Source organism: Undibacterium sp. GW821-FHT11B02 (assembly GCF_058808955.1).
Map to the genome: position 1 here is coordinate 134,408 of NZ_JBXASD010000007.1, position 22,982 is coordinate 157,389.

Sequence of the window (22,982 nt, forward strand, 5' to 3'; positions counted from 1 at the left end):
AACATTATCGTGAAGATTGATCATTACTAAAGACAATTTAACATTGTATATAACGAAGTGTTACACCTATAATTTATTCGATTCATAAAATGCAATAATCGGAAAATGTCTGTCCGATGATATGCCATCAGGCACCTCGAATACAAACGTTCATAACGTATCAACAGGGGGAAACATGACTAGTCTGGCCGGCAACATTGAACACATCGTCGTTCTTATGCTCGAAAACCGTTCGTTTGATAGCATGCTTGGCGACCTCTATCCTCACAGTCCCAATTTCAATGGTCTGACCAAGTCGGAAACCAATCCACTTCATGGCGGGGGGGATATCCCGGTCTGGAACAGTGGCACATTGGACTCCGCCGCCATGTCAAACCCCAATCCCGATCCAGGTGAATTGTGGGACGATATCAATATGCAGTTGTTTGGCCTGGATAGCAAACCAGGAAACTTGCCTCCGGCAATGAATGGGTTCGTGAACAATTATGTTCGGCAGCACGAGCAGTCGGCTGCAGACTACAAACCGGAATCCATAATGCATTATTACAATGAGATGCAAGTGCCCGTTATTAGTCGGTTGGCAAAAAGTTTTGCCGTGTGCGACCAATGGTTTGCGTCTGCGCCATGTCAGACTTGGCCTAACCGCTTTTTTGCGCATACGGCGACCGCAGGAGGATATCAAAATAATTCACCTGCCCATTTCCCATATTTAGCTAACACTATATTCAACCGGCTAAATGAGTTCGGGAAGTTGTGGAAAATTTATTTTCACGATTTCCCACATGCGCTCACACTGAGTAATTTGTGGCCTCATATGGAACGTTTCCAGCAATTTGATACATTCAAAGGCGATGCAAAAAGCGGCGCGCTGCCAGCTTACTCGTTCATTGAGCCGCGTTATTTTCCAGATCTGAAACTACCTAATGATCAACATCCGCCGCATCATGTGGGATTGGGGGAAGAGCTTATTGCCGACGTGTACAACGCAGTACGGAGTGCCCCTACATGGAAAAAAACACTCCTAATCATCACTTACGATGAGCACGGCGGCTGTTTCGATCATGTGGCACCGCCACCAGCTGTTGCGCCAGATAGTGCTAACCCTCAACCATTTGGTTTCGACCGATACGGGGTACGCGTTCCCGCTGTCATCGTTTCGCCTTACATTAAACCAGGAACAGTTTTGCGCAGTGTTTCAGATGGTATCTTTCCGAATGCCGATCAGAATTATCCTTTCGATCATACGTCGATTATTGCAACGATACGGAAGTGTTTTAGTTTAGGAGGCTCCTTAACCAATCGCGATGCAGTGGCACCAGATTTGGAAAACGTTCTGAATTTGGATTCGCCAAGCAACAACGGACCAGAAGCAGTTACACCTTTGTCATACATCGTTACGCCAACGGAACTACAGGCAGCACTTGATGCGCCTCTTAACGGATTTCAGAAGGCGCTGCACGAAGCCGCAACGCATTTGCCACCATTGGACGCGGTCAGACATATTGAGGGTGTATGCGAATCAATCGAGTGTCACATCGAGAATCTTGTCAACGGCATTTTGCCTGAAGTCCCAGACCACAAAAACGCAGGCCAGGCTATGTCGTTCGTCACGGGCAAGCTGAAGGATTTTCTGGGCAGGTAAACTTGGATCCATGATTTCCAAAAGTAATATCAGGTTGAAGCTAATCCATTAAACATTACTGATGAATTTTTAGGATGTGTGCGAAATACTCGTACGCATACACGCCAAGCAGTTTCACAGAAAATTAAATTAAAAAGAAAAAGCCCTTGATTTTCAAGGGCTTTTTCGCATTTCTGGCGGAGAGGGGGGGATTCGAACCCCCGATAGTATTGCTACTACGCCTGATTTCGAGTCAGGTACATTCAACCACTCTGCCACCTCTCCGGCTTGGTTGTTCGCTTTGAAAGCGAAGCTCTCAATTATAGCAAGAAAATTGCCTAAATCAAAATGCCTGTGTTTTTTGCGAGGTGGTTGCCAATTCAAAGCTGTTGGTGGCGATTTTGCAAGCTGGGTGATGCGTGATGTTTTTGCTGTCTTAATTTGTACACATACAAAAGCTACCTGGATTATTTCTTAATGCAGCAAGTGACTTTTGTGTAGGTGGCGTGCGGGGTCAATACTCTCTGTAAAGGGAATGAAAATATGTAAAGTGCAATACCAAAAACGATATCGAAAATGCCGAAAATATGATTGGAGAGATTTTTAGGGGCAGCTTAAGATGAAGTCAGAGCATGTAATTCAAGTGCCAGACCCCGAAACGAAAAACTAAAATTATACTGGAGACATATGAAATCTCAATTACCTGGCCAGGGTAAGGCCATGACTTGCCGTCAATTTACTTTGAAGGCTACCGTAGCAACGCTTGCCAGTGCAGGCATCCTCAGCGGCGCTTCAGTCTGGGCACAAGACGCTGCCCCTGCAGCCAAATCGGATGAAGCTACTGTAACGGTCACTGGTGTGCGCAAATCTGCACAAAGCGCACAGATGATCAAAATGAAATCAGATGAAGTGGTTGATTCTATTGTAGCCGATGAAGCTGGTAAATTTCCCGATAAAAATGTGGCAGAAATTTTAGGTCGTGTGACTGGTGTGCAGATCCTGCGTCAATTTGGCGAGGCTAATACTGTCATCGTGCGTGGTTTGCCTGGCCTGGTGACCTTGCTTAATGGGCGTGAAATGTATACGTCTTCCGGTCGTAGCCTGTATTTGGCGGATATTCCTACTGCCATGTTGTCACGTGTGGATGTCTACAAAACACAAGGTGCAGATATGGTGGAAGGTGGTACTGCCGGTGTGATTGACGTACGCACTAGCCGTCCTTTTGATTTCAAGGATTTCTCTTCTAATGTGTCTGCCCGTATAGAAAATCGTGACAAGGCAAAAACCAATGACCCTAATGTCAGTGGCATGGTGTCAAATCGCTGGAAAACCGGTTATGGTGAAATTGGTGCGCTGGTAGGTTTATCCTATCAGGATGGTCATTACAGTGATGAAGTGACCTGGAATTCTCCACCAGTCAATCGTGCAAATGGCATTAGCGGTCCAGATTCATTGGGTCACGTCTTGTATACCGGTGATCGCAAACGCCTTGCAGGTAATTTCGCCGCACAATGGCGTCCGAATTCTGAATTTGAATTGTATGCAGAAGGAATGTCCACCCGTATTGATCATGATGCGCAAAGGCAGTTCTTTGTGGCTGATCTGGGCTGGGGCGGTAACCCTGCAGTGTCGCTGATACCAGGTACCAATCAGGCAGCTACGGTTACGTCGATCAATACAAATCCATTTACATTGGCATCAACCCAGGCGCCACGTGATTATTCCATTGGTACTCAGGGGGCGATAGGTGCACGCTGGGATGCAACACCGCAACTGCGTGTCACGACAGAGTTGGCCCGTACTATCAGCAACTGGCGACAAGAATTTCCTATCATGGATTTTATTGCATCACCACCCAGCGTGATAGGTAATACTTATGTAAATGGCGGGGCGCAATTCTATTACCCGGGTTATAACATGATGGACCCGAAAAATTACCGGGTTGCGACTTTGTTTGATAATCATAGTCATTCGGAAGGCCGTTCGACAGACTGGCGTGCCGATGCAATTTACAATCCAGAGAATGAAGGCTTTTTTAAGGAACTGAGTACTGGTGTGCGTATCGCCAAGCGTACTGCATCTTACGCACATGAGTTGAATGGTTTTATCCCGGCACCATCGAACATCAATGCCAGTTCGGTTCCTGGTCTTGCTTGTGCGTCATCACCCATGGCGGGCGACTATGGTCTCACGCAATGGTTGACACCTTGCGCCAGCTATTTGCATGACAATATCACTGCCGTTCGCAAGATGTTTAACGGCACTGGCGCAGCAACTGTTGAAGACCCTTTGTCTTACTATAACAACCAGGAAAATACCTATGCTGCGTACGGCAAGATGCGTTATGGTTTTAACCTGGGTACGGTTCCATTTGAAGGTACTGCCGGTTTGCGTGTGGTTAAAACAGAATCTTCATTGCATGGTTTTTCGCAAACAAATGGAGTGTTGAATGCTGTCACCAGTGAACCTTCTTCCACCGATGTGTTGCCGAATTTTACTCTCAAAGGCAGTTTGAGATCAGACCTGATTGCCCGCTTTACTGCAGGCAAATCGATACAGCGTCCTGCCTTTGATCAATTCAATCCCGGTGTGTCCTACAACGTGCCAAGCACGACGGTGATGGCCACAGGCTCTGGTGGTAACCCGGACCTGAAGCCAATAGAAGGGCATAATTTTGACGCAGCCCTGGAATGGTATTTTGCACCGACCGGTTCTGTTACAGCGACCTTGTTCAGGCATGATTTCAAGAACTATATCGTCTGGGGTACAACCAAGGAAACTTATAACAACATTGTCTATGATGTCAATCGTCCGCGCAATTTGTCCACCGGTCGTTTGCAAGGTGCTGAATTCTCGTATCAGCAATTTTATGACAAATTGCCAGGCTGGATGAGTGGTTTCGGGCTGCAGGCAAATGTTACTTACATGCAGGGTGATCTGACAGATGCGACTGGCGTCAGCAGTCCGTTTGCTGGTATGTCCAAACTGTCATATAACGTGGTCGGCCTGTATGAAAAGAATGGTATATCTGCTCGCCTGGCTTATAGCTGGCGCGACAAATTTGTTGATACCTTCAATTATCGTGGTTTGGGTTTTGATCTGATCGTGGCACCTATCAAGACCCTGGATGGTTCCATCTCTTACAAGATCAGTGACAGTTTGAATGTCACCCTGGATATGGAAAATATGCTGGACCGTGCTTATCATGATTACCATGCCATACCAAGTAATCCACGTGATATACGTCGTTATGATCGTACCATCGGCCTGTCTTTGCGCTGGAAAGTTTGATTGCATGAAATAACTCCGATAGATACTGTTCCCGGTGTTTGACGCTGTGGCACGAAGTATCGGGGGTAAATCTTGCAATGCTATGTTTTGATCTTGGGGGTTTTGTTCACGCTGTCGTGACAAGACTCCCTGTTTTGTTAAGAATGGCTCGTGGTATGCATGGTTTCCCATGCAATAAAAATGCCTGAGCCAGAGAGCATGCGATCCATATGGCGCGTGAAAAAATGTCAGACTACAGCGGATAAAAAAATGGAGACTCAACAATTATCGACCCTGGAAAAAGTCGGCTTCGGGGCAGGGGACATGGCGCTTAATGTCGTGATCTCATCCATGATGCTGATCATCACTTTTTTCTATACCGATATCTACGGATTGAAAACAACAGATTTGGCACTACTGTTTGTCGCCGTAAAAATAATAGGTGCAATCGCTGACCTGATCATGGGGCAAATGACGGATCGGTTTACGCGCAGTACCGGGCGTTATCGTCCTTATTTATTATGGCTGGCTATACCTTATGGTGTCAGTGTCTTCTTTGTGTTCAGCACGCCGGGATGGGCATATGACGCCAAGCTGGTATGGGCATATTCAACTTATATCCTGATGACGGTGATGACGGCGGGTGTCGGCATTCCCTATATCTCTTTGGTTAGCGCCTTGACGAATGATCCTAAAGAACGTTTGTCGGCTAATGGTTATCGCTTGTTTTTTGCAAAAATTGGGGCTTTTATGGTGACTATTATCGTCCCCATATTGGCGCAAAAATGGGGTGGTGGTAATGCCGCAACTGGTTATCAGTCAGCGATGGCGGTGATGGCATTCATGGGTGTGGCCTTGTTTTTGTTTTGTTATTTCACCACCACTGAAAGAGTGACGCATGTAGTGGAAAAACAATCCCTTTCGGCTCAGCTGAAAGTGTTGTTGCGCAATGACCAGTGGCTGATATTGTGTGGCGTTTGTGTGACTGGGACGGTGGGCTATGTCGTGCGTGGTTCGGTGGCGATTTACTATGCCAAATATTACCTGGGTGGGAATACAGCAACGGTGTCAGCATTCTTGTCTGCCGGTGTAGCTGCAGCCATTTTGTCCATGGTGGCGTCCACATGGATTACCAAATTTTATTGCAAGGTTAAATTATTTCGCTACACCCAGATTGCAGTAGCCGGAATTAGTGTGTTGATTTATTTCCTGGTCAAGCCAGGTGACATGGTGCTGGGTTTTGCCCTGTATTTTTTACTGTCGTTTGTGGTTGATTTGCACGCGCCGGTGTTTTGGTCTGCGATTGCGGAAACTATTGATTATGGTCAGGTAAAGACCGGCAAACGAGTATCGGGTTTTGCTTTTGGTGGTATTTCTGTTTGTCAGAAAGCCGGTATGGCCGTGGCGGGTGGTCTGGTGGGGATTTTGCTGACGTATTTTGATTACCAGCCGAATCACGAACAAACCCAGTTTGCCCTGACAGGTATTGCACTGATGTTATCGCTTATCCCGGGTGTTTTTCATTTCATCATGGGGATGCTGATGTTCAAATATCGCATCAGCGATCATTACTATGGTGAAGTGAAAGAAGAAATGCGTAACAAAGGTTATATCGTTGCGCAAGCCTGAATTTGGAGAATCTCAAGTGACAGACATCTTAAAACCTTTAATACTGCAGCGTGCAGATCCTTATATTTATAAGCACAACGACGGGTACTATTATTTCACCGCCTCAGTTCCAGAATACGACAGGGTAGAAATCCGTCGTGCCACCACAATTACAGGTTTGGCGGCAGCGCCTGCGGTCAATGTGTGGCATAAGCCAGAAACAGGATCTTATAGTGAGTTGCTGTGGGCACCAGAATTGCATTTCAATCAGGGTGCGTGGTATGTCTATTTTGCTGCCGCACCCAGTCGTGAAATCAAAAACAAACTGTTTCAGCACAGGATGTATGCAATTCGCAATGCGAATGCCAATCCGCTGGAGGGCGAATGGGAATTCATGGGGCAAATAGACACAGGTATCGATACCTTCTGCCTGGATGCCACTACCTTCACGCATAATGGTGTGCTGTACTATCTGTGGGCGCAAAAGGACAATGCCATAGAAGGAAATTCCAACCTGTACATCGCCCCCATGAAAACACCGTGGCAACTGGCAGGGCCGCCTGTGATGTTGAGTAAACCCGAATTTGATTGGGAAATCCGTGGTTTCTGGGTCAACGAAGGGCCATCGGTATTGAAGCGTAACGGCAAGTTGTTTATCTCGTATTCCGCCAGTGCGACGGATGAGAACTATGCCATGGGCTTGTTGTGGGCTGATGAAAACGCTGATCTGCTTGACCCAACCTCTTGGGCAAAGTCACCAGTACCTGTTTTCCAGACCTGCTACGAACATGGTATTTACGGGCCGGGGCACAATAGTTTCACTTATGCAGAAGATGGCGATGGTGTGATGTTGGTATATCATGCGCGCACCTATACAGAAATCATAGGTGATCCCTTGTGGAATCCTGATCGCCATACCTTTGTCAAGGCACTGGCCTGGGATGCGCAAGGCATGCCGCAATTTGGTCGGCCATCACTGGCAACCTGATTTTTAGTTCACGTAATGCGTAAAAATCCTCATGATGTCTGCTGAACAATTCACTAATGAAATCCACGAGCTGAGCCTGCAACAAAACGTTTTTGGCTATTTTCCCGATGGTCAGGCCATTCATTTGTATACGCTGCGCAATCGCAAAGGCATGCTGATCAAGGTAACGGATTTTGGTGGCATCATTACCGAACTGCACGCGCCTGACCGGCATGGGGAATTGACCGATGTAACGACTGGCTTTGCTGATTTTCAACCCTACACAGGCGAATCTTCTTTTTTTGGGGCGCTGATAGGACGTTACGGCAATCGCATTGCGCAAGGGCGGTTTGATCTGGATGGCAGGACTTATCGGCTAGATCGCAATAATGGTGAAAACCACTTGCACGGCGGTAGTGCAGGTTTTCATAAGGTGAAGTGGGATGCCACGCCATTTCAGAAACGTAATAGTGTCGGGCTCAGCCTGCGTTATTTCAGCCCAGATGGTGAGCAGGGTTATCCTGGCAACCTGCATGTGACCGTAACTTATGAACTGGACGATGACAATCAGTTCCACATCCGCTATCACGCGGCCACCGACAAGGCAACACCGGTCAATTTGACCCAGCATGCCTATTTCAACCTGGCGGGGCAAGGTTCAGTGCTGAATCATGAAGTGACGATCAATGCTGATACTTATACACCAGTGGACGCCGGTCTGATACCAACTGGGGTGTTAGCACCAGTGGCTGGTACTGCATTTGATTTTCGCAAAGCAAAAAAAATCGGTGCACAGATAACTGATAGGGATCAGCAATTAGCTTATGGTCAGGGTTATGACCATAACTTTGTCCTGAACAAGAAAGCAGCAAAAGAATTCATTCTTGCCGTGCGTATTCATGAACCTGTGTCTGGTCGGGTACTGGAATTATTGACGGATGAACCAGGTCTGCAGTTCTATAGCGGGAATTTCCTGGATGGCAGTCTCAAGGGCAAGGGCCTGACTTATGAAAAATACAGCGGTTTTTGCATAGAACCGCAACACTTCCCGGATTCGCCGAATCAATCAGATTTTCCTTCGACGATATTGCGACCGGGTGATGAATATCGCTCTGCTTCAATTTATCGCTTCTCGGTACAGAGCTGATCAGTTGATGTAGGAAGACGTAAAAGGATGCTTTTGCAAGCAAAAATGATCATAAGCCTGATTATTTTCTGCAGAGCTATGACATTTTCGTATCGTTTTAAGTATTAAACTAAGTATGAAATTACGTGCTAAAGCCGACAAAACGCGATCAATAATATTTAACCCCGGGTAAATCCCGGGGTTTTCATTTGTGGAAAGGGATATATTTTCTGGTGATATCAATTGTAGTATCAGTTGCAAATAAAAAGTCATTGGAAAGACATCGTTGGAGTCTTTAGTATCTCTACATCAATGCAGGTCCATGAGCAAGCTGCGACCTCGCGCCATAAAAACAAGGAGATACTGCATGTCTGAAGCAAAGAAAAAAGTGGCATTACGCTCGGCGCAATGGTTTGGAACCCAGGATAAAAACGGCTTCATGTATCGTAGCTGGATGAAGAACCAGGGCATACCTGATCATGAGTTTGAAGGCAAGCCTATTATCGGCATCTGCAATACCTGGTCGGAACTGACACCGTGCAACGCCCATTTTCGTAAACTGGCGGAACATGTTAAGCGCGGCATTCTGGAAGCGGGTGGCTTCCCGGTCGAGTTTCCGGTGTTTTCAAATGGTGAATCAAACTTGCGCCCAACAGCGATGTTGACACGCAATCTGGCCAGTATGGATGTGGAAGAGTCGATTCGTGGCAACCCTATGGATGCTGTGGTGCTCCTGGTTGGCTGCGACAAGACTACGCCTGCCTTGCTGATGGGTGCTGCAAGTTGTGATATCCCTACTATCGTCGTCAGCGGTGGCCCTATGCTGAACGGCAAGCTGGATGGCAAGGATATTGGTTCTGGTACAGCGGTCTGGCAATTGCATGAAGCTGTCAAGGCAGGCTCAATTACCATGCATCAGTTCATGGCAGCAGAATCCGGCATGTCACGTTCTGCAGGTACCTGCAATACCATGGGCACAGCATCTACCATGGCCTGTATGGCGGAGGCATTGGGTACATCGTTACCGCATAATGCAGCCATTCCAGCAGTAGATTCCCGGCGCTATGTGCTGGCACACATGTCTGGTATACGCATAGTTGAAATGGTGCGTGAAGATTTGCGTCTGTCTAAAGTGTTGACCCGCGAGGCATTTGAAAATGCCATACGTGTGAACGCAGCGATTGGTGGCTCCACCAATGCTGTTATTCACTTGAAAGCGATTGCGGGTCGTATCGGTGTTCCACTGGAATTGGAAGACTGGACCAATATTGGTCGCGGTACGCCAACCATCGTGGATTTGATGCCTTCGGGTCGCTTTTTGATGGAAGAATTTTATTATGCTGGTGGTTTGCCTGGTGTCGTGCGCCGCCTTGGCGACGGTGGCTTGTTGCCGCATAAGGATGCATTGACTGTGAACGGCAAAAGTTTTTGGGAAAATTGCCAGGAAGCGCCAGTTTATAACGATGAAGTCATACGGCAACTGGATAATCCTTTGCTGGCTGACGGTGGTATCTGTATCTTGCGTGGCAATCTGGCGCCACGTGGTGCTGTGTTGAAGCCGTCTGCCGCAACACCGGCACTGATGCAGCATCGCGGCAAGGCCGTGGTGTTTGAAGATTTTGAACATTACAAGCAGCGTATCCTTGACCCTGATCTGGATGTGGATGCAGATTCTGTATTGGTCATGAAGAATTGCGGCCCCAAAGGCTATCCCGGCATGGCGGAAGTGGGCAATATGGGCTTGCCACCGAAATTGCTGGCGCAGGGTGTCAAGGATATGGTCAGGATTTCGGATGCCCGCATGAGTGGTACCGCTTATGGTACCGTGGTATTGCATGTGGCACCAGAAGCCATGGCTGGTGGCCCTTTAGGTATTGTGCAGGATGGCGACTGGATCGCCCTGGATTGCCGCAATGGCAGCCTGAACTTGGATATTACTGACGAAGAAATGCAGCAACGCCTGGCAAGTCGGGCAGAAAAACAGCAGCCATCTACCAGAAGTGGTTACCAGCAGCTCTATATTGACCATGTACTGCAGGCTGATCAGGGATGTGATTTTGATTTCCTGGTGGGTAGTCGTGGCTCAGCGGTACCCAAACATTCTCACTAATTCATCGATGTTATCAGTCTGAGCAGGCAACCAGCTTCAGGAGAAAATATGTTACTCGTACAATTCACCAATTCATCCGGTACACGTCTGTTGGGTGCGCTGGAGCAAGATAAGATTCGCGTTATCGATGGCTACTCCAGTACTTATGTGCTGGCGCAGACTGCAATCAGGTTGCAGGCCGGTATTGAAAAGCTGGCAACTTCAGCTTTGGGTAATACAGTCTATGACTATGAAGATGTCGCCAAAGAAGGGCGCCTGCTGCCGCCACTGGATCATCGCGATAATGCTCATTGCTATGTTACTGGTACCGGTTTGACGCATCTGGGCAGTGCCGATGCACGTGATGCCATGCACAAGAAAATTGGTGGCGATGTTGAAAACCTGAGTGACAGCATGAAGATGTTCCGCCTGGGTGTGGAAGGTGGCAAGCCAGCAGAAGGTGCAACTGGTGTGCAGCCAGAATGGTTTTACAAAGGCGATGGCTCTGTCGTGCGTGCCAGTGGACAAAACCTGGATATGCCTGATTTCGCGCTGGATGGCGGCGAAGAGCCAGAAATTGCCGGCCTGTATGTGATTGGTGACAATGGTTTGCCATATCGCGTTGGTTTTTCAATCGGTAATGAATTTTCTGACCATGTGACTGAGCGTCAAAACTATTTGTATCTTGCTCATTCCAAACTGCGTGTATGTGGCCTGGGGCCAGCACTGTTGATTGGTGATCTGCCTCAACACATCGCCGGGACTTCTCGTATTTATGACGTGGAAGGACGACCACGATGGGAAAAGAGTTTCGTCAGTGGTGAGCAAAATATGTCGCATACCATTGCCAATCTTGAATACCATCATTTCAAATATTCATTGTTTAATCGTCCAGGTGATGTGCATATCCATTTCTTTGGTACAGCAACGCTGAGCTTTGCAGATGGAGTCAGCGTCAAGCCGGGTGAAACCTTTGAAATTGAAGCGCCTGCATTTGGACCTGCATTGCGCAATCGCCTGACTGTCAAACATACTGAATTTACCAAGGTCAAAGCTTTATGAACATCACTGGCGAGGCCTTGATAGGCGGTGTTGCTGAAAAGGGGCGTGGTAGCTCTTTCCTGGCGTTTGATCCCACCAAAATGCTCGGCATGGCGCCCGCTTTTTATACGGTGGACAAGCAGCAGATTGACGCCGCCTGCAGTATGGCGCAGGCGGCATTTGACCCGTTTCGTGCCTGCACGGGTGAGCAAAGGGCGGTTTTTCTGGAGACCATAGGTCAGCAAATCATGGCGCTGGGTGACCGTCTGATCGAGCGTGCGATGGCCGAAACCGGTTTGCCGCGCGCCCGCCTTGAAGGTGAACGAGGCCGGACCGTCAATCAATTGCAATTGTTTGCTGATCTCTTGCGCGAAGGTTCGTGGCCGGATATCCGTATCGACAGTGCCTTACCTGATCGCCAGCCACCGCGCCCGGATTTGCGCATGCAATTGATAGGCCTGGGGCCGGTTGCGGTATTCGCAGCCAGTAATTTTCCTTTGGCATTTTCAGTTGCCGGTGGTGACACGGCGGCGGCTTTTGCAGCCGGCTGTCCTGTGGTATTGAAAGTGCATCCTGCTCATCCGGGTACATCTGAGCTGGTAGGTCGTGCCGTCGTCAAGGCATTGCAATTGTGTGGTTTGCCTGTGGGTGTGTTTTCCCTGCTGACAGGTACAGGCAATGAAATCGGCCAGGAACTGGTGCGCCATCCTGCCATACAGGCTGTGGGTTTTACTGGTTCACGTTTTGGCGGCTTGGCCCTGATGGCTGTGGCAGCAGCTCGCCCGCAACCTATACCCGTGTATGCGGAAATGAGCAGTATCAATCCGCTCTTTCTGTTTCCACAGGCATTGGCACAAAGGGCAGAGCAGATTGCCAAAGATTTTGTTACTTCACTGACCCTGGGGGCTGGCCAGTTTTGCACCAATCCTGGCCTGGTGTTGGCGATTAATGGATCTGATCTGGACCGGTTCGTGAAACAGGCAACCCAGTCTGTATCTGATGTGCAGCCCGCAACCATGTTGACGCCTGGAATCGCAGCCAATTATCAGCGTGGTGTAGATGCCTTGGCCGGGGCGGAAGGAGTCAACACACTGATCAAGCTTGATGTAGAAGAGGGTAAGGCCAACCCGGCTATGTTTGTGACCAGTGCAGATACCTTCTTGAGCCAGCATGCGCTGCAGAATGAAGTGTTTGGCCCAACATCGTTGCTGGTCGTTTGCCGCGACGTGGAGCAGATGCGTACAGTCACTGAAGCACTGGAAGGACAACTGACTGCCACCGTACAGATAGAAGAAGCTGATTTTGAACAGGTCAGCGTATTGCTGCCTGTACTGGAACGCAAGGTTGGGCGGATACTAGCTAATGGGTTTCCAACCGGTGTTGAGGTTGCCTCTGCCATGGTGCATGGTGGCCCGTTTCCGGCAACTTCAGATGGTCGTAGCACTTCAGTAGGCACGGCAGCCATACATCGTTTTTTACGTCCTGTCTGTTACCAAAATTTGCCGCAGGCTTTGTTGCCTGCCAGTCTGCGTGATGAAAATGCAGCAAATATATGGCGTCGTCATGACGGTGAGTTGGGGAAGAAATAAAAAGAAAAATGCAATAAGCGCAGCAGTTGATTTAATAAGCGTAGCAGTCGATCTAAAATAGCAGAACCATAAAACAACGAGCAGGAGATAGCATGAATCAATTGGCACACTATGCCAGTCTGAAGGGGCGGACAGTGTTTATTACTGGTGGCGGCACCGGCATCGGTGAAGAACTGGTAACAGCTTTTGCCCAACAGGGTGCAAGGGTGGCGTTTGTAGATATCGCCAAAGACGCTAGCGAAGCGTTGTGTAGCAAGCTGGTTGCCGCTGGTTTGCCTGCTCCCTTGTTCCGCTACTGTGATATCACTGACATTCAGGCTCTGCAAAAAACCATGGCTGAACTGGCTGCCGAGATGGGGGACTTTGATGTGCTGGTCAATAATGCGGCCAATGATCAGCGCCATCAGACTGAAGAAGTCAGTGTCGAATACTGGGATGAGCGTATTGCCATCAACCAGCGCCCCATGTTTTTTACCTGCCAGTCTGTATTGCCCGGTATGAAGAAGAAAGGGGCTGGCTCTATCATCAATGTCAGCTCCATTTCCTGGCATATCAAGGGAGCGGGTTACCCTGTATATGCCACGGCCAAGGCTGCGGTGGTCGGGCTGACGCGTGGTCTGGCGCGTGAATTCGGCGCGCATGGCATACGGGTCAATACGGTGTCACCCGGCTGGGTGATGACGCAACGTCAAATCGATTTGTGGGTGGATGAAGCTGGTGAACAGGAAATCAAACGCAATCAATGCCTGCCCAACAAGCTGATGCCAGCCCATATTGCCTCTATGGTGCTGTTTCTGGCGGCAGATGACGGTGCCATGTGTACCGCACAGGAATTTATTGTTGATGGTGGCTGGGTCTGATCCCGGCGGCTGTCAGGCCACATAGCAATACTGCAATACCTGTTGTCCCCGAATCATGTGACCCGCCTGTGGAAAAACAGGCGGCAGGGTCAATGCATGCCTTATCTTCAGATGGGAATGAATATGATAATCAGATGTAGCGTTGTTATGCTGTTCAGCGTATTGCTCAATTCTTTGGCAACGACCGCTTTTGCGGCGACCACCTTGTCCAGTCCGGATCAGCATTTGTACTTGAAAGTGGAATTGTCGGCGCAGCAGCAATTGACGTATAGCGTGATGCGTGACGGTCAGGCGGTGATTTTACCTTCCGGTCTGGGCTTGCAACTGGATGCAGCTGATTTTACGCAGCATTTGAAAATAGGACATATTTCATCTCCAAAACTAGTGACGGACACCTATGAAATGTTGGTTGGTAAACGTCGTATCAACCACTATGCAGCAAATGAGCAGGTGCTGACGGTAGAAAATGCTAATCATCAAAAAATGGATGTGGTGTTTCGTGTATCGAACGATGGTGTGGCCTTTCGTTACGTAGTCAGCGATTCCGGTATCAAATTCAAGAAATTCATCAAAGAAACAAGCACATTTTCTTTTGATAGCCAGGCCAGGGCATGGCTGCAGCCTATTGCTGTCGCACAAACAGGCTGGAGTAATACCAATCCCTCTTACGAAGAACATTACCTGATGAATATCCCGGTGGGAACTGTCTCGCCGTCCAAGGCAGGCTGGGTGTTTCCCGCCTTGTTCAATAGCCGGGATAACTGGGTGGTACTGACGGAAGCAAATATGGATGGCAGCTGGCATGCATCGCGCTTGCAGGCAGCATCGCCTGGCGGTGTTTATCAGCTTGGTATGCCTATGGCAGCAGAAGTATTCACTGATGGCAAGAATGCCGGCACCTTGCTGGCAGAAAGCAGCGATATATTGCGTTCGCCCTGGCGCATTATTGGTATAGGTAGTCTGGCAGCTGTCATGAATTCGAGTCTTGGTACCGACCTGGCAGCGCCTGCCATCAAGCTGGATGCCGGCATCGTCAAGCCTGGTCATGCGTCGTGGAGCTGGGCTTTGCTCAAGGACGATTTCACGGTTTTTGATGTACAGAAAAAATTCATTGATTATGCCGCCGACATGCATTGGGAATACACGTTAATCGATGCTGACTGGGATAAAAAAATAGGCTATGAAAAACTCAGGCAACTGGTTGAGTATGGCGCAGCAAAAAATGTAGGTGTACTGGTCTGGTACAACTCTTCTGGTGCCTGGAACACGACCAAATATAGCCCTAAAGGGCAATTGCTGACTGCTGCACAACGTAAGCAGGAATTTGCCCGTTTGCGCGACATCGGCGTCAAGGGTGTCAAAGTAGATTTCTTTGCAGGTGACGGCCAGTCCATGATTGCCTATTACCTCGCCATTCTCAAGGATGCGGCTGATGCTGGTTTACTGGTTAACTTTCATGGAGCCACCTTGCCACGCGGCTGGGCGCGCACTTATCCCAATCTGATGAGTATGGAAGCGGTCAAGGGGCTTGAATTCACGACGTTTGACCAAAAAGATCAGGATGCCGTCGCTACCCATGCAGCCATGCTGCCTTTTGCGCGTAATCTGTTTGACCCCATGGATTTCACACCCATGGTATTTGCCGATATCCCCAATATACAACGCAAAACACGCAATGGCTTTGAATTGGCTGAGTCAGTGTTGTTTTTGTCTGGCATCCAGCATTTTGCCGAAATACCCGAAGGCATGGCAACGGTACCTGCGTATGTCAAAAGTTTTTTACAGACTTTGCCGGTGTCATGGGACGACAGCAGTTTTGTTGATGGTTATCCAGGACAGTATGTGGTGATCGCCCGTCGTGCTGGCAACATCTGGTATGTGGCAGGCATGAATGCGACCGACCAAGACAAACAATTGAGTCTGGATCTGTCCTTTATCGGTGACAAGAAAGCGCAATTGATTACCGATGGTGATGGTAGCAGGGCGTTTGTACAACAGCTTGTACAGGCAGGTAAACAAACCAGTTTCACGATCAAACCACAAGGCGGCTTTGTCGCAGTTTTTAAATAAATAGGTATCAGCAAGATTTTATAGAAATCAGGAGACAAAAAAATGAAAACATTAAAAACCGGTTTTAAAGCGGGTGCATTTTCTGCAGTAGTCCTCGCATTTGCCGCGATTACCGCACCAAGCTATGCTGCGAATGAAATTACCATCAGTATTGATGCAAAAAAAGCCGGGCCTGTCATCAACAAGAATATTTACGGACAATTTGCCGAACATCTGGGTACAGGTATATATGAAGGCATGTGGGTTGGTCCGGATTCACCCATTCCGAATACCAAAGGCTGGCGCAATGATGTCATCGGTGCGTTGAAAAAAATGCACGTACCTCTGGTACGTTGGCCAGGCGGTTGTTTTGCTGATGAATACCATTGGCGCGACGGTATCGGTGCGCGTGAAAGCCGTCCAGTCAAGATGAATACCAACTGGGGCAATGTGGAAGAGCGCAATGCCGTCGGCACGCATGAGTTTTTTGATCTGGTTGACATGCTTGGTGCGGATGCTTACGTCAACGGCAATCTTGGCTCTGGTACACCACAGGAAATGGCGGAATGGGTGGAGTACATGACGGGCGATGGCAAATCTACATTGGCAGAATTACGTCGCAAGAATGGACATGACAAACCGTTCAAAGTAGCATTTTTTGGCATAGGCAATGAAGCCTGGGGTTGCGGTGGCAATATGACGGTGGAACATTACACCAATCTGTTCAACCAGTACGCAAGTTTCTTGAAAGCCCCCAAGGACTACATGCCCAAGATTCTGGCAAGTGGCGGGAACGATGAAGACACGACCTGGACTGATTACCTGACCAAACATATTCGTGGTTCATGGAATATGCGCATTGATGGCGTCAGCTTCCACTATTACACCTTACCTACCGGCGTGTGGGAAAAGAAAGGCATGGCACTTGGTTTTGGTGAAGATCAGTGGATATCCACACTAAAAAATACGCTGCATATGGATAGCCTGATCAAGAACAATGTCGCCAAGATGGACAAGAACGATCCGAAAAACCTGATTTCGTTCAATGTCGATGAATGGGGTACCTGGTACGACGTGGAACCAGGCACCAATCCCGGCTTTTTGTATCAGCAAAACAGTCTGCGTGATGCCTTGGTTGCGGCATTGAATTTTAATATTTTCCATGCACATGCTGACCGTGTACGCATGACCAATATTGCCCAGATGGTGAATGTCTTGCAAGCTATGATTTTGACAGAGAAAGACAAGATGCTGCTGACGCCAACCTATCATGCATTTGAGATGTATGTGCCATTTCAAAATGCGACGGCTTTGCCTTTGACGATTGCAAATAACCCTGAATACAGCTTTGGCAAAACCAGTATCCCTGAAGTCAGCGCTTCCGCTGCACGTGGTCTGGATGGCAAGCTGTATTTGTCACTGGTGAATACCAATCCCAACAAGAACATTGACGTTGATATTGATGTTGCCGGCGAAAAAATCAAAACCGCCAAAGGTCGCGTTCTGACGGCCAAGGCCATGGATGCCCACAATACGTTTGCTCAACCCCAGGCGGTACAGCCAGCCAGCTTCAGTACTACTGCAAAAGCAGGCAAGCTGACACTGAACATTCCTGCCAAGGCTGTCGTTGTGGTTTCACTCGAATAATTATTGCAATTTTGTATTTGCAATATCTGCAAATAGTGAAAATCATACGGGAGTAGATGATGTTGTCATCAAAATTGATGCAAGCCATGGCATTGGCCGGCTTGCTGACGCTGGCCGCCTGTGGTGGAGGTGGTGGTGGTTCTGCTGCAGCCGTCAGTACGGGTAGTAGTACCTCAACTGCTAGCTCTGGCAGTACCAGCACAAGCAGTGGCAGCACTGGTAATGCCACGCAAGCGGCATTGAGTTTTAATAATGTGTCGGTGCATGATCCATCCATAGTGAAGACCAATGGTACTTACTATATTTTTGGTTCACACCTTGCTGCGGCCAAATCAACTGATCTGATGAACTGGACCAAAGTTGCCGATGGGGTCAATGCAGCGAATCCTTTGTTTGCTGATGTGACGAAGGTGTTGTCTGATCTGTTTTCATGGTCGCAGGTGGTGGATTTGTGGGCGCCGGATGTGGTCCAGCTTGATGACGGTAAATTCTATTTTTACTACAACTCCTGCAAGGGCGATTCGCCTCGTTCGGCCTTGGGTGTGGCGGTTGCTGACAAGATAGAAGGGCCATATGTCAACAAACAGATTTTTCTGAAATCCGGCATGTGGGGGCAGATAAGTGAAGATGGCAAGACGATCTATGATGCACTGACTCAGCCTAACACGGTTGACCCAAATGTGTTTCGCGATAAGGATGGCAATCTTTGGATGATCTATGGTTCTTATTCAGGCGGGATTTTTATCCTGGCCATGGATAAAACGACAGGACTGCCCAAATCCAATCAGGGTTACGGCAAACACCTGATGGGTGGAAACCATAGCCGGATCGAGGGGGCATATGTCATGTATAGCCCACAATCGAAGTATTACTATATGTTCACTTCCTTTGGAGGGTTGGATGCGAACGGTGCCTACAATTTGCGCGTGGCACGTTCGCTGGCACCAGATGGCCCGTATCTGGATGCCAAGGGGAATGACATGGATAAGGTTAAAGCCAATCCGGCATTGCCCTTGTTTGACGATGCAAGCATTGCACCTTATGGACAAAAATTGATGGGTAATTATCAATTTGCGCTGGCGACGGGGGAAACTGGCACGCCGCTGGGCTATGTATCACCTGGACATAATTCAGCCTATTATGAAGCGTCCACCAATCAATATTTTTTGATTTTTCATACACGTTTCCCGAATACGGGTGAGTATCACGAAGTGCGTGTGCATGAGATGTTTATCAATGAAGATGGTTGGCTGGTGGTAGCGCCTTTCCGATATGCATCACTGAGTAAAAGTGTTCCCGTCGTGGCTGCAGATGTCAGCAGCAAAGATGCCGAAGGCAGCTACAAGATGATCAATCATGGCAAAGATATTTCCACGACTTTGAAATTGTCGCAAAATATCAAACTTAATAGTGATGGCAGTATTTCTGGCGCGGTGGGCGGTAGCTGGAAATATCGGGGCAATAATAATATCCAGATTAGCCTGGACGGTTCTGGTGTGTTCAGTGGTGTTCTCTCCCGACAATGGAATACCAATGCCTCTGCCTTTGTCATCAGTTTTACTGCACAATCGGTGGACGGAGTATCAATCTGGGGTGCGCGTACCGGTAGTTAGATGAGCTTAAGGATGAACAGGATGAAACGTATCTGCTGCTGGCTCATGGTGAGCCTCTTCAGTGTTCTGGTGCAAAGCCAGATGATGGCTGCAGAGGTCAGTGTGCATGACCCCGCGATGGCGAAAGAGGGGGATACGTATTACCTGTTCAGTACCGGACCAGGTATAACTTTCTATAGCTCGGCTAATATGAAAGACTGGCGTCCGGAAGGGCGGGTGTTCGCAGGTGAGCCAGTATGGGCACGCAAGGCTGCTCCCAGTTTTAATGACCATATCTGGGCACCGGATATACAGTTTCATGATGGTAAATATTATCTGTATTATTCGGTATCTGGTTTTGGCAAAGTGACTTCAGGCATTGGCGTTACTGTCAACAAGACGCTTAACCCGCGTTCGCCGGAATATCACTGGGAAGATCAGGGCATGATCCTGCAGTCAATACCAGGTCGTGATTTATGGAATGCCATCGATCCAAATATCATTACAGATGACAAGGGCCAGGCCTGGATGAGCTTTGGCTCGTTCTGGTCAGGCATCAAGCTGGTGAAATTAAACGAAGCCTGGACAGGGTTGGCTGAGCCGCAGGAATGGCATGCCATAGCCCAGCGCGCGCGCCCGGCATTTACTCCGGATGAGTCAGGTGGGCCGGCAGAAATAGAAGCACCATTCATTTTTAAAAATGGGGATTACTACTACCTGTTTGTTTCATGGGGGCTTTGCTGCCAAAAAGAAAAAAGCACTTATCATCTGGTTGTCGGGCGCTCAAAAACTGTGACAGGACCATATCTGGACAAGGGTGGTAAAGATATGCTGAAAGGTGGCGGTTCGTTATTCTTGACTGGTAACCAGGACTGGAAAGCACTCGGACACAATAGTGCTTATCACATGAATGGTAAAGATTATCTGGTATTGCATGCCTATGAAACAGCCGACAAATATCTACAAAAACTGAAAATACTCGACATACATTGGGATGCCGAACAATGGCCATTCGTAGATGCGAGCCAGCTCAACACTTATCGCAGTGTACAACTGCCTGCCAAATAATATGAATAATCTGGAATTGACTGACTTGTTCCGATTGCGCCCACGCCGAAACTCTGTTTTAGTGTTTCTCGCTCTGCTGTTGGTGCTGGTGTTTGGCAAAGTATCGGCTGCGCAGTTGTTCCCATTGGCTGATGTGAGGCTGACGGACAGTCCTTTTCTAAAGGCGCAAACTACCAATTTACATTATCTGATGGCGTTGGACCCGGATAAGCTGCTGGCTCCTTTCAGACGTGAAGCTGGTTTGCCTGTGCCGGTTGCCAGCTATGGTAACTGGGAATCAAGCGGACTGGATGGGCATATGGGCGGGCACTATATGTCTGCCCTGGCATTGATGTATGCGTCCACTGGTGACACGCAGGTGCTTGATAGGCTAAATTATTTTGTCGCTGAATTGAAGAAATGCCAGCAGGCGCAGCACAATGGTTATCTGGGTGGCATACCTGGTGGCAACGAGGCATGGCAGGCTATCGCAAATGGCAAGCTAAAGGCAGATAATTTTTCTGTGAATGGCAAATGGGTACCCTGGTATAACCTGCATAAAACCTATGCTGGTTTGCGCGACGCATATCGTTACGCTGGTAGCCAGGACGCGCGCCAGATGCTGATCGCACTGGCAGACTGGGCTGGCGACCTGGCCACGCACCTGAACCAGGAACAAATGCAAACCATGCTGCGCAGTGAACATGGTGGCATGAATGAAGTGTTCGTTGATGTGGCTGAGATGACGGGTGACAAGAAGTACCTGGATCTTGCTATCCGGTTTTCTCATCAGGCGATTTTGCAACCACTATTGCGCAAGGAAGATAAACTCAATGGTTTGCATGCCAATACCCAAATTCCCAAAGTCATAGGGTTTAAACGCATAGGTGATCTGAGTGGACAGCAGGACTGGCAACAAGCAGCGGCATTTTTTTGGCAGATAGTGCATGATCATCGCACGGTGGCTATCGGTGGTAACAGCGTCAAAGAACATTTTCATGACGATAAAGACTTTTCACCCATGCTCAATGAGGTAGAGGGGCCAGAGACCTGCAATACCTACAATATGCTGAAGCTGACGGAATTGCTGTTCTTGAGTGATCCGCAAGCCAGTTACAGTGATTATTACGAGCGTGCGCTGTATAACCATATCTTGTCATCGCAGCATCCGGACACTGGTGGTTTGGTATATTTCACACCCATGCGCCCAAATCATTACCGCGTATATTCGCAGGTGGATCAGGCGATGTGGTGTTGTGTCGGGTCCGGCATAGAAAGCCATGCCAAGTATGGGGAATTCATTTATGCCCATGATGCTGACAGCCTGTACGTTAATCTGTTCATTCCCTCGACCTTGAATTGGCGTGAAAAGAAGGTGGAGCTGACGCAAAGCACAGATTTCCCGGATCAGGGGCGTACACGCATTGTCATTCAGAAGGGGCAAGACTTTACGATGAAAATTCGCTATCCGGCATGGGTAGCAGCGGGCAAGCTGCAACTGCTTGTCAATCACGTACCCGTCAAGGTCACCGCCAAGCCAGGCAGTTATATCGAAATAAAACGAATATGGAAAAAGGGTGATCAGGTTGATATCAGTTTTCCTATGAATACCACGTTGGAACGCATGCCTGACGCCAGCAATTATTATGCGATTCTGCATGGCCCTATTGTGCTGGCTGCCAGAACCAGTATGTTTTCCAATGAAAACCTGAACTTCTTTGCTGATGATAGCCGCATGGGCCATATTGCAAAAGGGCCGGTGTGTCCGCTGGAAGCTGCACCTGTACTGGTGGATGACGTGAGTAATTTTATGCACAAGATCAAAGCGGTCAAAGGCAAGCCATTGCAATTTACTGCACCAGTGATGATGACAGGGCAAGGTGCGCAGGGTATGCAGACAGTCACGCTGATTCCATTTTTCCGCCTGCACGAAGCGCGATACACAATTTATTGGCCGCAAGCCAGTGCAGAGAATCTGGCCAGCCGTCGCTCAGAAGCTGCAGCTGCCGAAACCGTGCGTCTGGCACTGGATGCGCAGACTATAGACCAGGTCGCCCCGGGAGAGCAGCAGCCAGAATCGGATCATTTTTTTAAGGGTGAGGGTGCTGACGCAGGTATATTTTTGGACCGCCACTGGCGTCATGCCAGTGGCTGGTTCAGTTACGAATTGAATGACAAGGACGGCAAGGCAGGCAGCTTGCGCCTTAGTTTCGCAAAGGCTGATGCGGGACGCACATTTGATATTTATGTCAATGACCACTTGTTATCAAAGTTGATCTTGACTGCAGACCATGCCGAAGATATTTATGATCTGGACGTAGCACTTCCGGCAGATGTTGTGGCTAAGGCAGCAGGCAAACTGACAGTACGTTTTGTTGCGCAGCCAGACTCAATTGCGGGCGGTTTGTACGGCTTAAGGCTATTACGAAAATAATATTTTCATAGAGGGTAATCGAAGGTAATGATATAGAATTTT

Annotated in this window: 14 protein-coding genes and 1 tRNA gene; 14 read left to right on the forward strand and 1 reads right to left on the reverse strand. The window is 48.5% G+C overall.

Features of this window, described 5'->3' with window-relative positions; translation table 11 throughout:
• Positions 1-175 precede the first annotated feature (175 nt).
• The gene (locus AC1RVX_RS16370; RefSeq protein WP_493217665.1) at positions 176-1,642 is read left to right on the forward strand and encodes an alkaline phosphatase family protein; all 1,467 of its coding nucleotides are present in this window, start codon (positions 176-178) and stop codon (positions 1,640-1,642) included.
• A 174-nt stretch (positions 1,643-1,816) separates the two neighbouring features.
• Here the strand turns inward: AC1RVX_RS16370 and AC1RVX_RS16375 are convergent.
• A tRNA-Ser gene (locus AC1RVX_RS16375) sits at positions 1,817-1,906 on the reverse strand.
• Positions 1,907-2,308: 402 nt separating this feature from the next.
• Here AC1RVX_RS16375 and AC1RVX_RS16380 point away from each other — a divergent pair.
• From AC1RVX_RS16380 to AC1RVX_RS16440, 13 genes are all read left to right on the forward strand, one after another.
• The gene (locus AC1RVX_RS16380; RefSeq protein WP_493217666.1) at positions 2,309-4,912 is read left to right on the forward strand and encodes a TonB-dependent receptor; all 2,604 of its coding nucleotides are present in this window, start codon (positions 2,309-2,311) and stop codon (positions 4,910-4,912) included.
• Positions 4,913-5,161: 249 nt separating this feature from the next.
• Entirely contained in the window at positions 5,162-6,520 is a 1,359-nt protein-coding gene (locus tag AC1RVX_RS16385) for an MFS transporter (protein WP_493217667.1), read from the forward strand.
• A gap of 16 nt (positions 6,521-6,536) precedes the next feature.
• Entirely contained in the window at positions 6,537-7,487 is a 951-nt protein-coding gene (locus AC1RVX_RS16390) for a glycoside hydrolase family 43 protein (protein ID WP_493217668.1), read from the forward strand.
• A gap of 31 nt (positions 7,488-7,518) precedes the next feature.
• Positions 7,519-8,613, forward strand: coding sequence for an aldose epimerase family protein (locus AC1RVX_RS16395; RefSeq protein ID WP_493217669.1), 1,095 nt, complete (start codon positions 7,519-7,521; stop codon positions 8,611-8,613).
• 346 nt (positions 8,614-8,959) lie between these two features.
• Positions 8,960-10,702, forward strand: a complete 1,743-nt coding sequence (locus AC1RVX_RS16400; RefSeq protein ID WP_493217670.1) for an IlvD/Edd family dehydratase — start codon at positions 8,960-8,962, stop codon at positions 10,700-10,702.
• Between the two features lie 48 nt (positions 10,703-10,750).
• A complete protein-coding gene (araD1, locus tag AC1RVX_RS16405; protein ID WP_493217671.1) occupies positions 10,751-11,743 on the forward strand; it encodes an AraD1 family protein in 993 nt (330 codons plus the stop codon).
• Entirely contained in the window at positions 11,740-13,311 is a 1,572-nt protein-coding gene (locus AC1RVX_RS16410; RefSeq protein WP_493217672.1) for an aldehyde dehydrogenase (NADP(+)), read from the forward strand. The genes araD1 and AC1RVX_RS16410 overlap by 4 nt, the downstream gene beginning before the upstream one ends.
• A 92-nt stretch (positions 13,312-13,403) precedes the next feature.
• Entirely contained in the window at positions 13,404-14,171 is a 768-nt protein-coding gene (locus tag AC1RVX_RS16415; protein WP_493217673.1) for an SDR family NAD(P)-dependent oxidoreductase, read from the forward strand.
• A 123-nt stretch (positions 14,172-14,294) separates the two neighbouring features.
• Positions 14,295-16,241 carry a glycoside hydrolase family 97 protein gene (locus tag AC1RVX_RS16420; RefSeq protein ID WP_493217674.1) on the forward strand — a complete coding sequence of 649 codons (1,947 nt, stop codon included), beginning with the start codon at positions 14,295-14,297 and terminating at the stop codon, positions 16,239-16,241.
• Positions 16,242-16,283: 42 nt separating this feature from the next.
• Positions 16,284-17,867 (forward strand): alpha-N-arabinofuranosidase, encoded by a 1,584-nt coding sequence (locus AC1RVX_RS16425; protein WP_493217675.1) that lies wholly within the window; start codon positions 16,284-16,286, stop codon positions 17,865-17,867.
• Positions 17,868-17,923: 56 nt separating this feature from the next.
• A complete protein-coding gene (locus tag AC1RVX_RS16430; protein WP_493217676.1) occupies positions 17,924-19,480 on the forward strand; it encodes a glycoside hydrolase family 43 protein in 1,557 nt (518 codons plus the stop codon).
• A 21-nt stretch (positions 19,481-19,501) separates the two neighbouring features.
• Positions 19,502-20,527 carry an arabinan endo-1,5-alpha-L-arabinosidase gene (locus AC1RVX_RS16435; protein ID WP_493217677.1) on the forward strand — a complete coding sequence of 342 codons (1,026 nt, stop codon included), beginning with the start codon at positions 19,502-19,504 and terminating at the stop codon, positions 20,525-20,527.
• Between the two features lies 1 nt (position 20,528).
• Entirely contained in the window at positions 20,529-22,940 is a 2,412-nt protein-coding gene (locus AC1RVX_RS16440) for a beta-L-arabinofuranosidase domain-containing protein (protein WP_493217678.1), read from the forward strand.
• The last annotated feature ends 42 nt before the right edge of the window (positions 22,941-22,982 follow it).

Excerpts from the sequence above, each read along its gene's own strand:
- AC1RVX_RS16395 (WP_493217669.1), top strand. The coding sequence starts at position 7,519 with ATGATGTCTGCTGAACAATTCACTAATGAAATCCACGAGCTGAGCCTG.
- AC1RVX_RS16425 (WP_493217675.1), top strand. The coding sequence starts at position 16,284 with ATGAAAACATTAAAAACCGGTTTTAAAGCGGGTGCATTTTCTGCAGTA.
- araD1 (WP_493217671.1), top strand. The coding sequence starts at position 10,751 with ATGTTACTCGTACAATTCACCAATTCATCCGGTACACGTCTGTTGGGT.
- AC1RVX_RS16410 (WP_493217672.1), top strand. The coding sequence starts at position 11,740 with ATGAACATCACTGGCGAGGCCTTGATAGGCGGTGTTGCTGAAAAGGGG.
- AC1RVX_RS16440 (WP_493217678.1), top strand. The coding sequence starts at position 20,529 with ATGAATAATCTGGAATTGACTGACTTGTTCCGATTGCGCCCACGCCGA.
- AC1RVX_RS16435 (WP_493217677.1), top strand. The coding sequence starts at position 19,502 with ATGAAACGTATCTGCTGCTGGCTCATGGTGAGCCTCTTCAGTGTTCTG.
- AC1RVX_RS16430 (WP_493217676.1), top strand. The coding sequence starts at position 17,924 with ATGATGTTGTCATCAAAATTGATGCAAGCCATGGCATTGGCCGGCTTG.
- AC1RVX_RS16370 (WP_493217665.1), top strand. The coding sequence starts at position 176 with ATGACTAGTCTGGCCGGCAACATTGAACACATCGTCGTTCTTATGCTC.
- AC1RVX_RS16415 (WP_493217673.1), top strand. The coding sequence starts at position 13,404 with ATGAATCAATTGGCACACTATGCCAGTCTGAAGGGGCGGACAGTGTTT.
- AC1RVX_RS16385 (WP_493217667.1), top strand. The coding sequence starts at position 5,162 with ATGGAGACTCAACAATTATCGACCCTGGAAAAAGTCGGCTTCGGGGCA.
- AC1RVX_RS16420 (WP_493217674.1), top strand. The coding sequence starts at position 14,295 with ATGATAATCAGATGTAGCGTTGTTATGCTGTTCAGCGTATTGCTCAAT.
- AC1RVX_RS16380 (WP_493217666.1), top strand. The coding sequence starts at position 2,309 with ATGAAATCTCAATTACCTGGCCAGGGTAAGGCCATGACTTGCCGTCAA.
- AC1RVX_RS16400 (WP_493217670.1), top strand. The coding sequence starts at position 8,960 with ATGTCTGAAGCAAAGAAAAAAGTGGCATTACGCTCGGCGCAATGGTTT.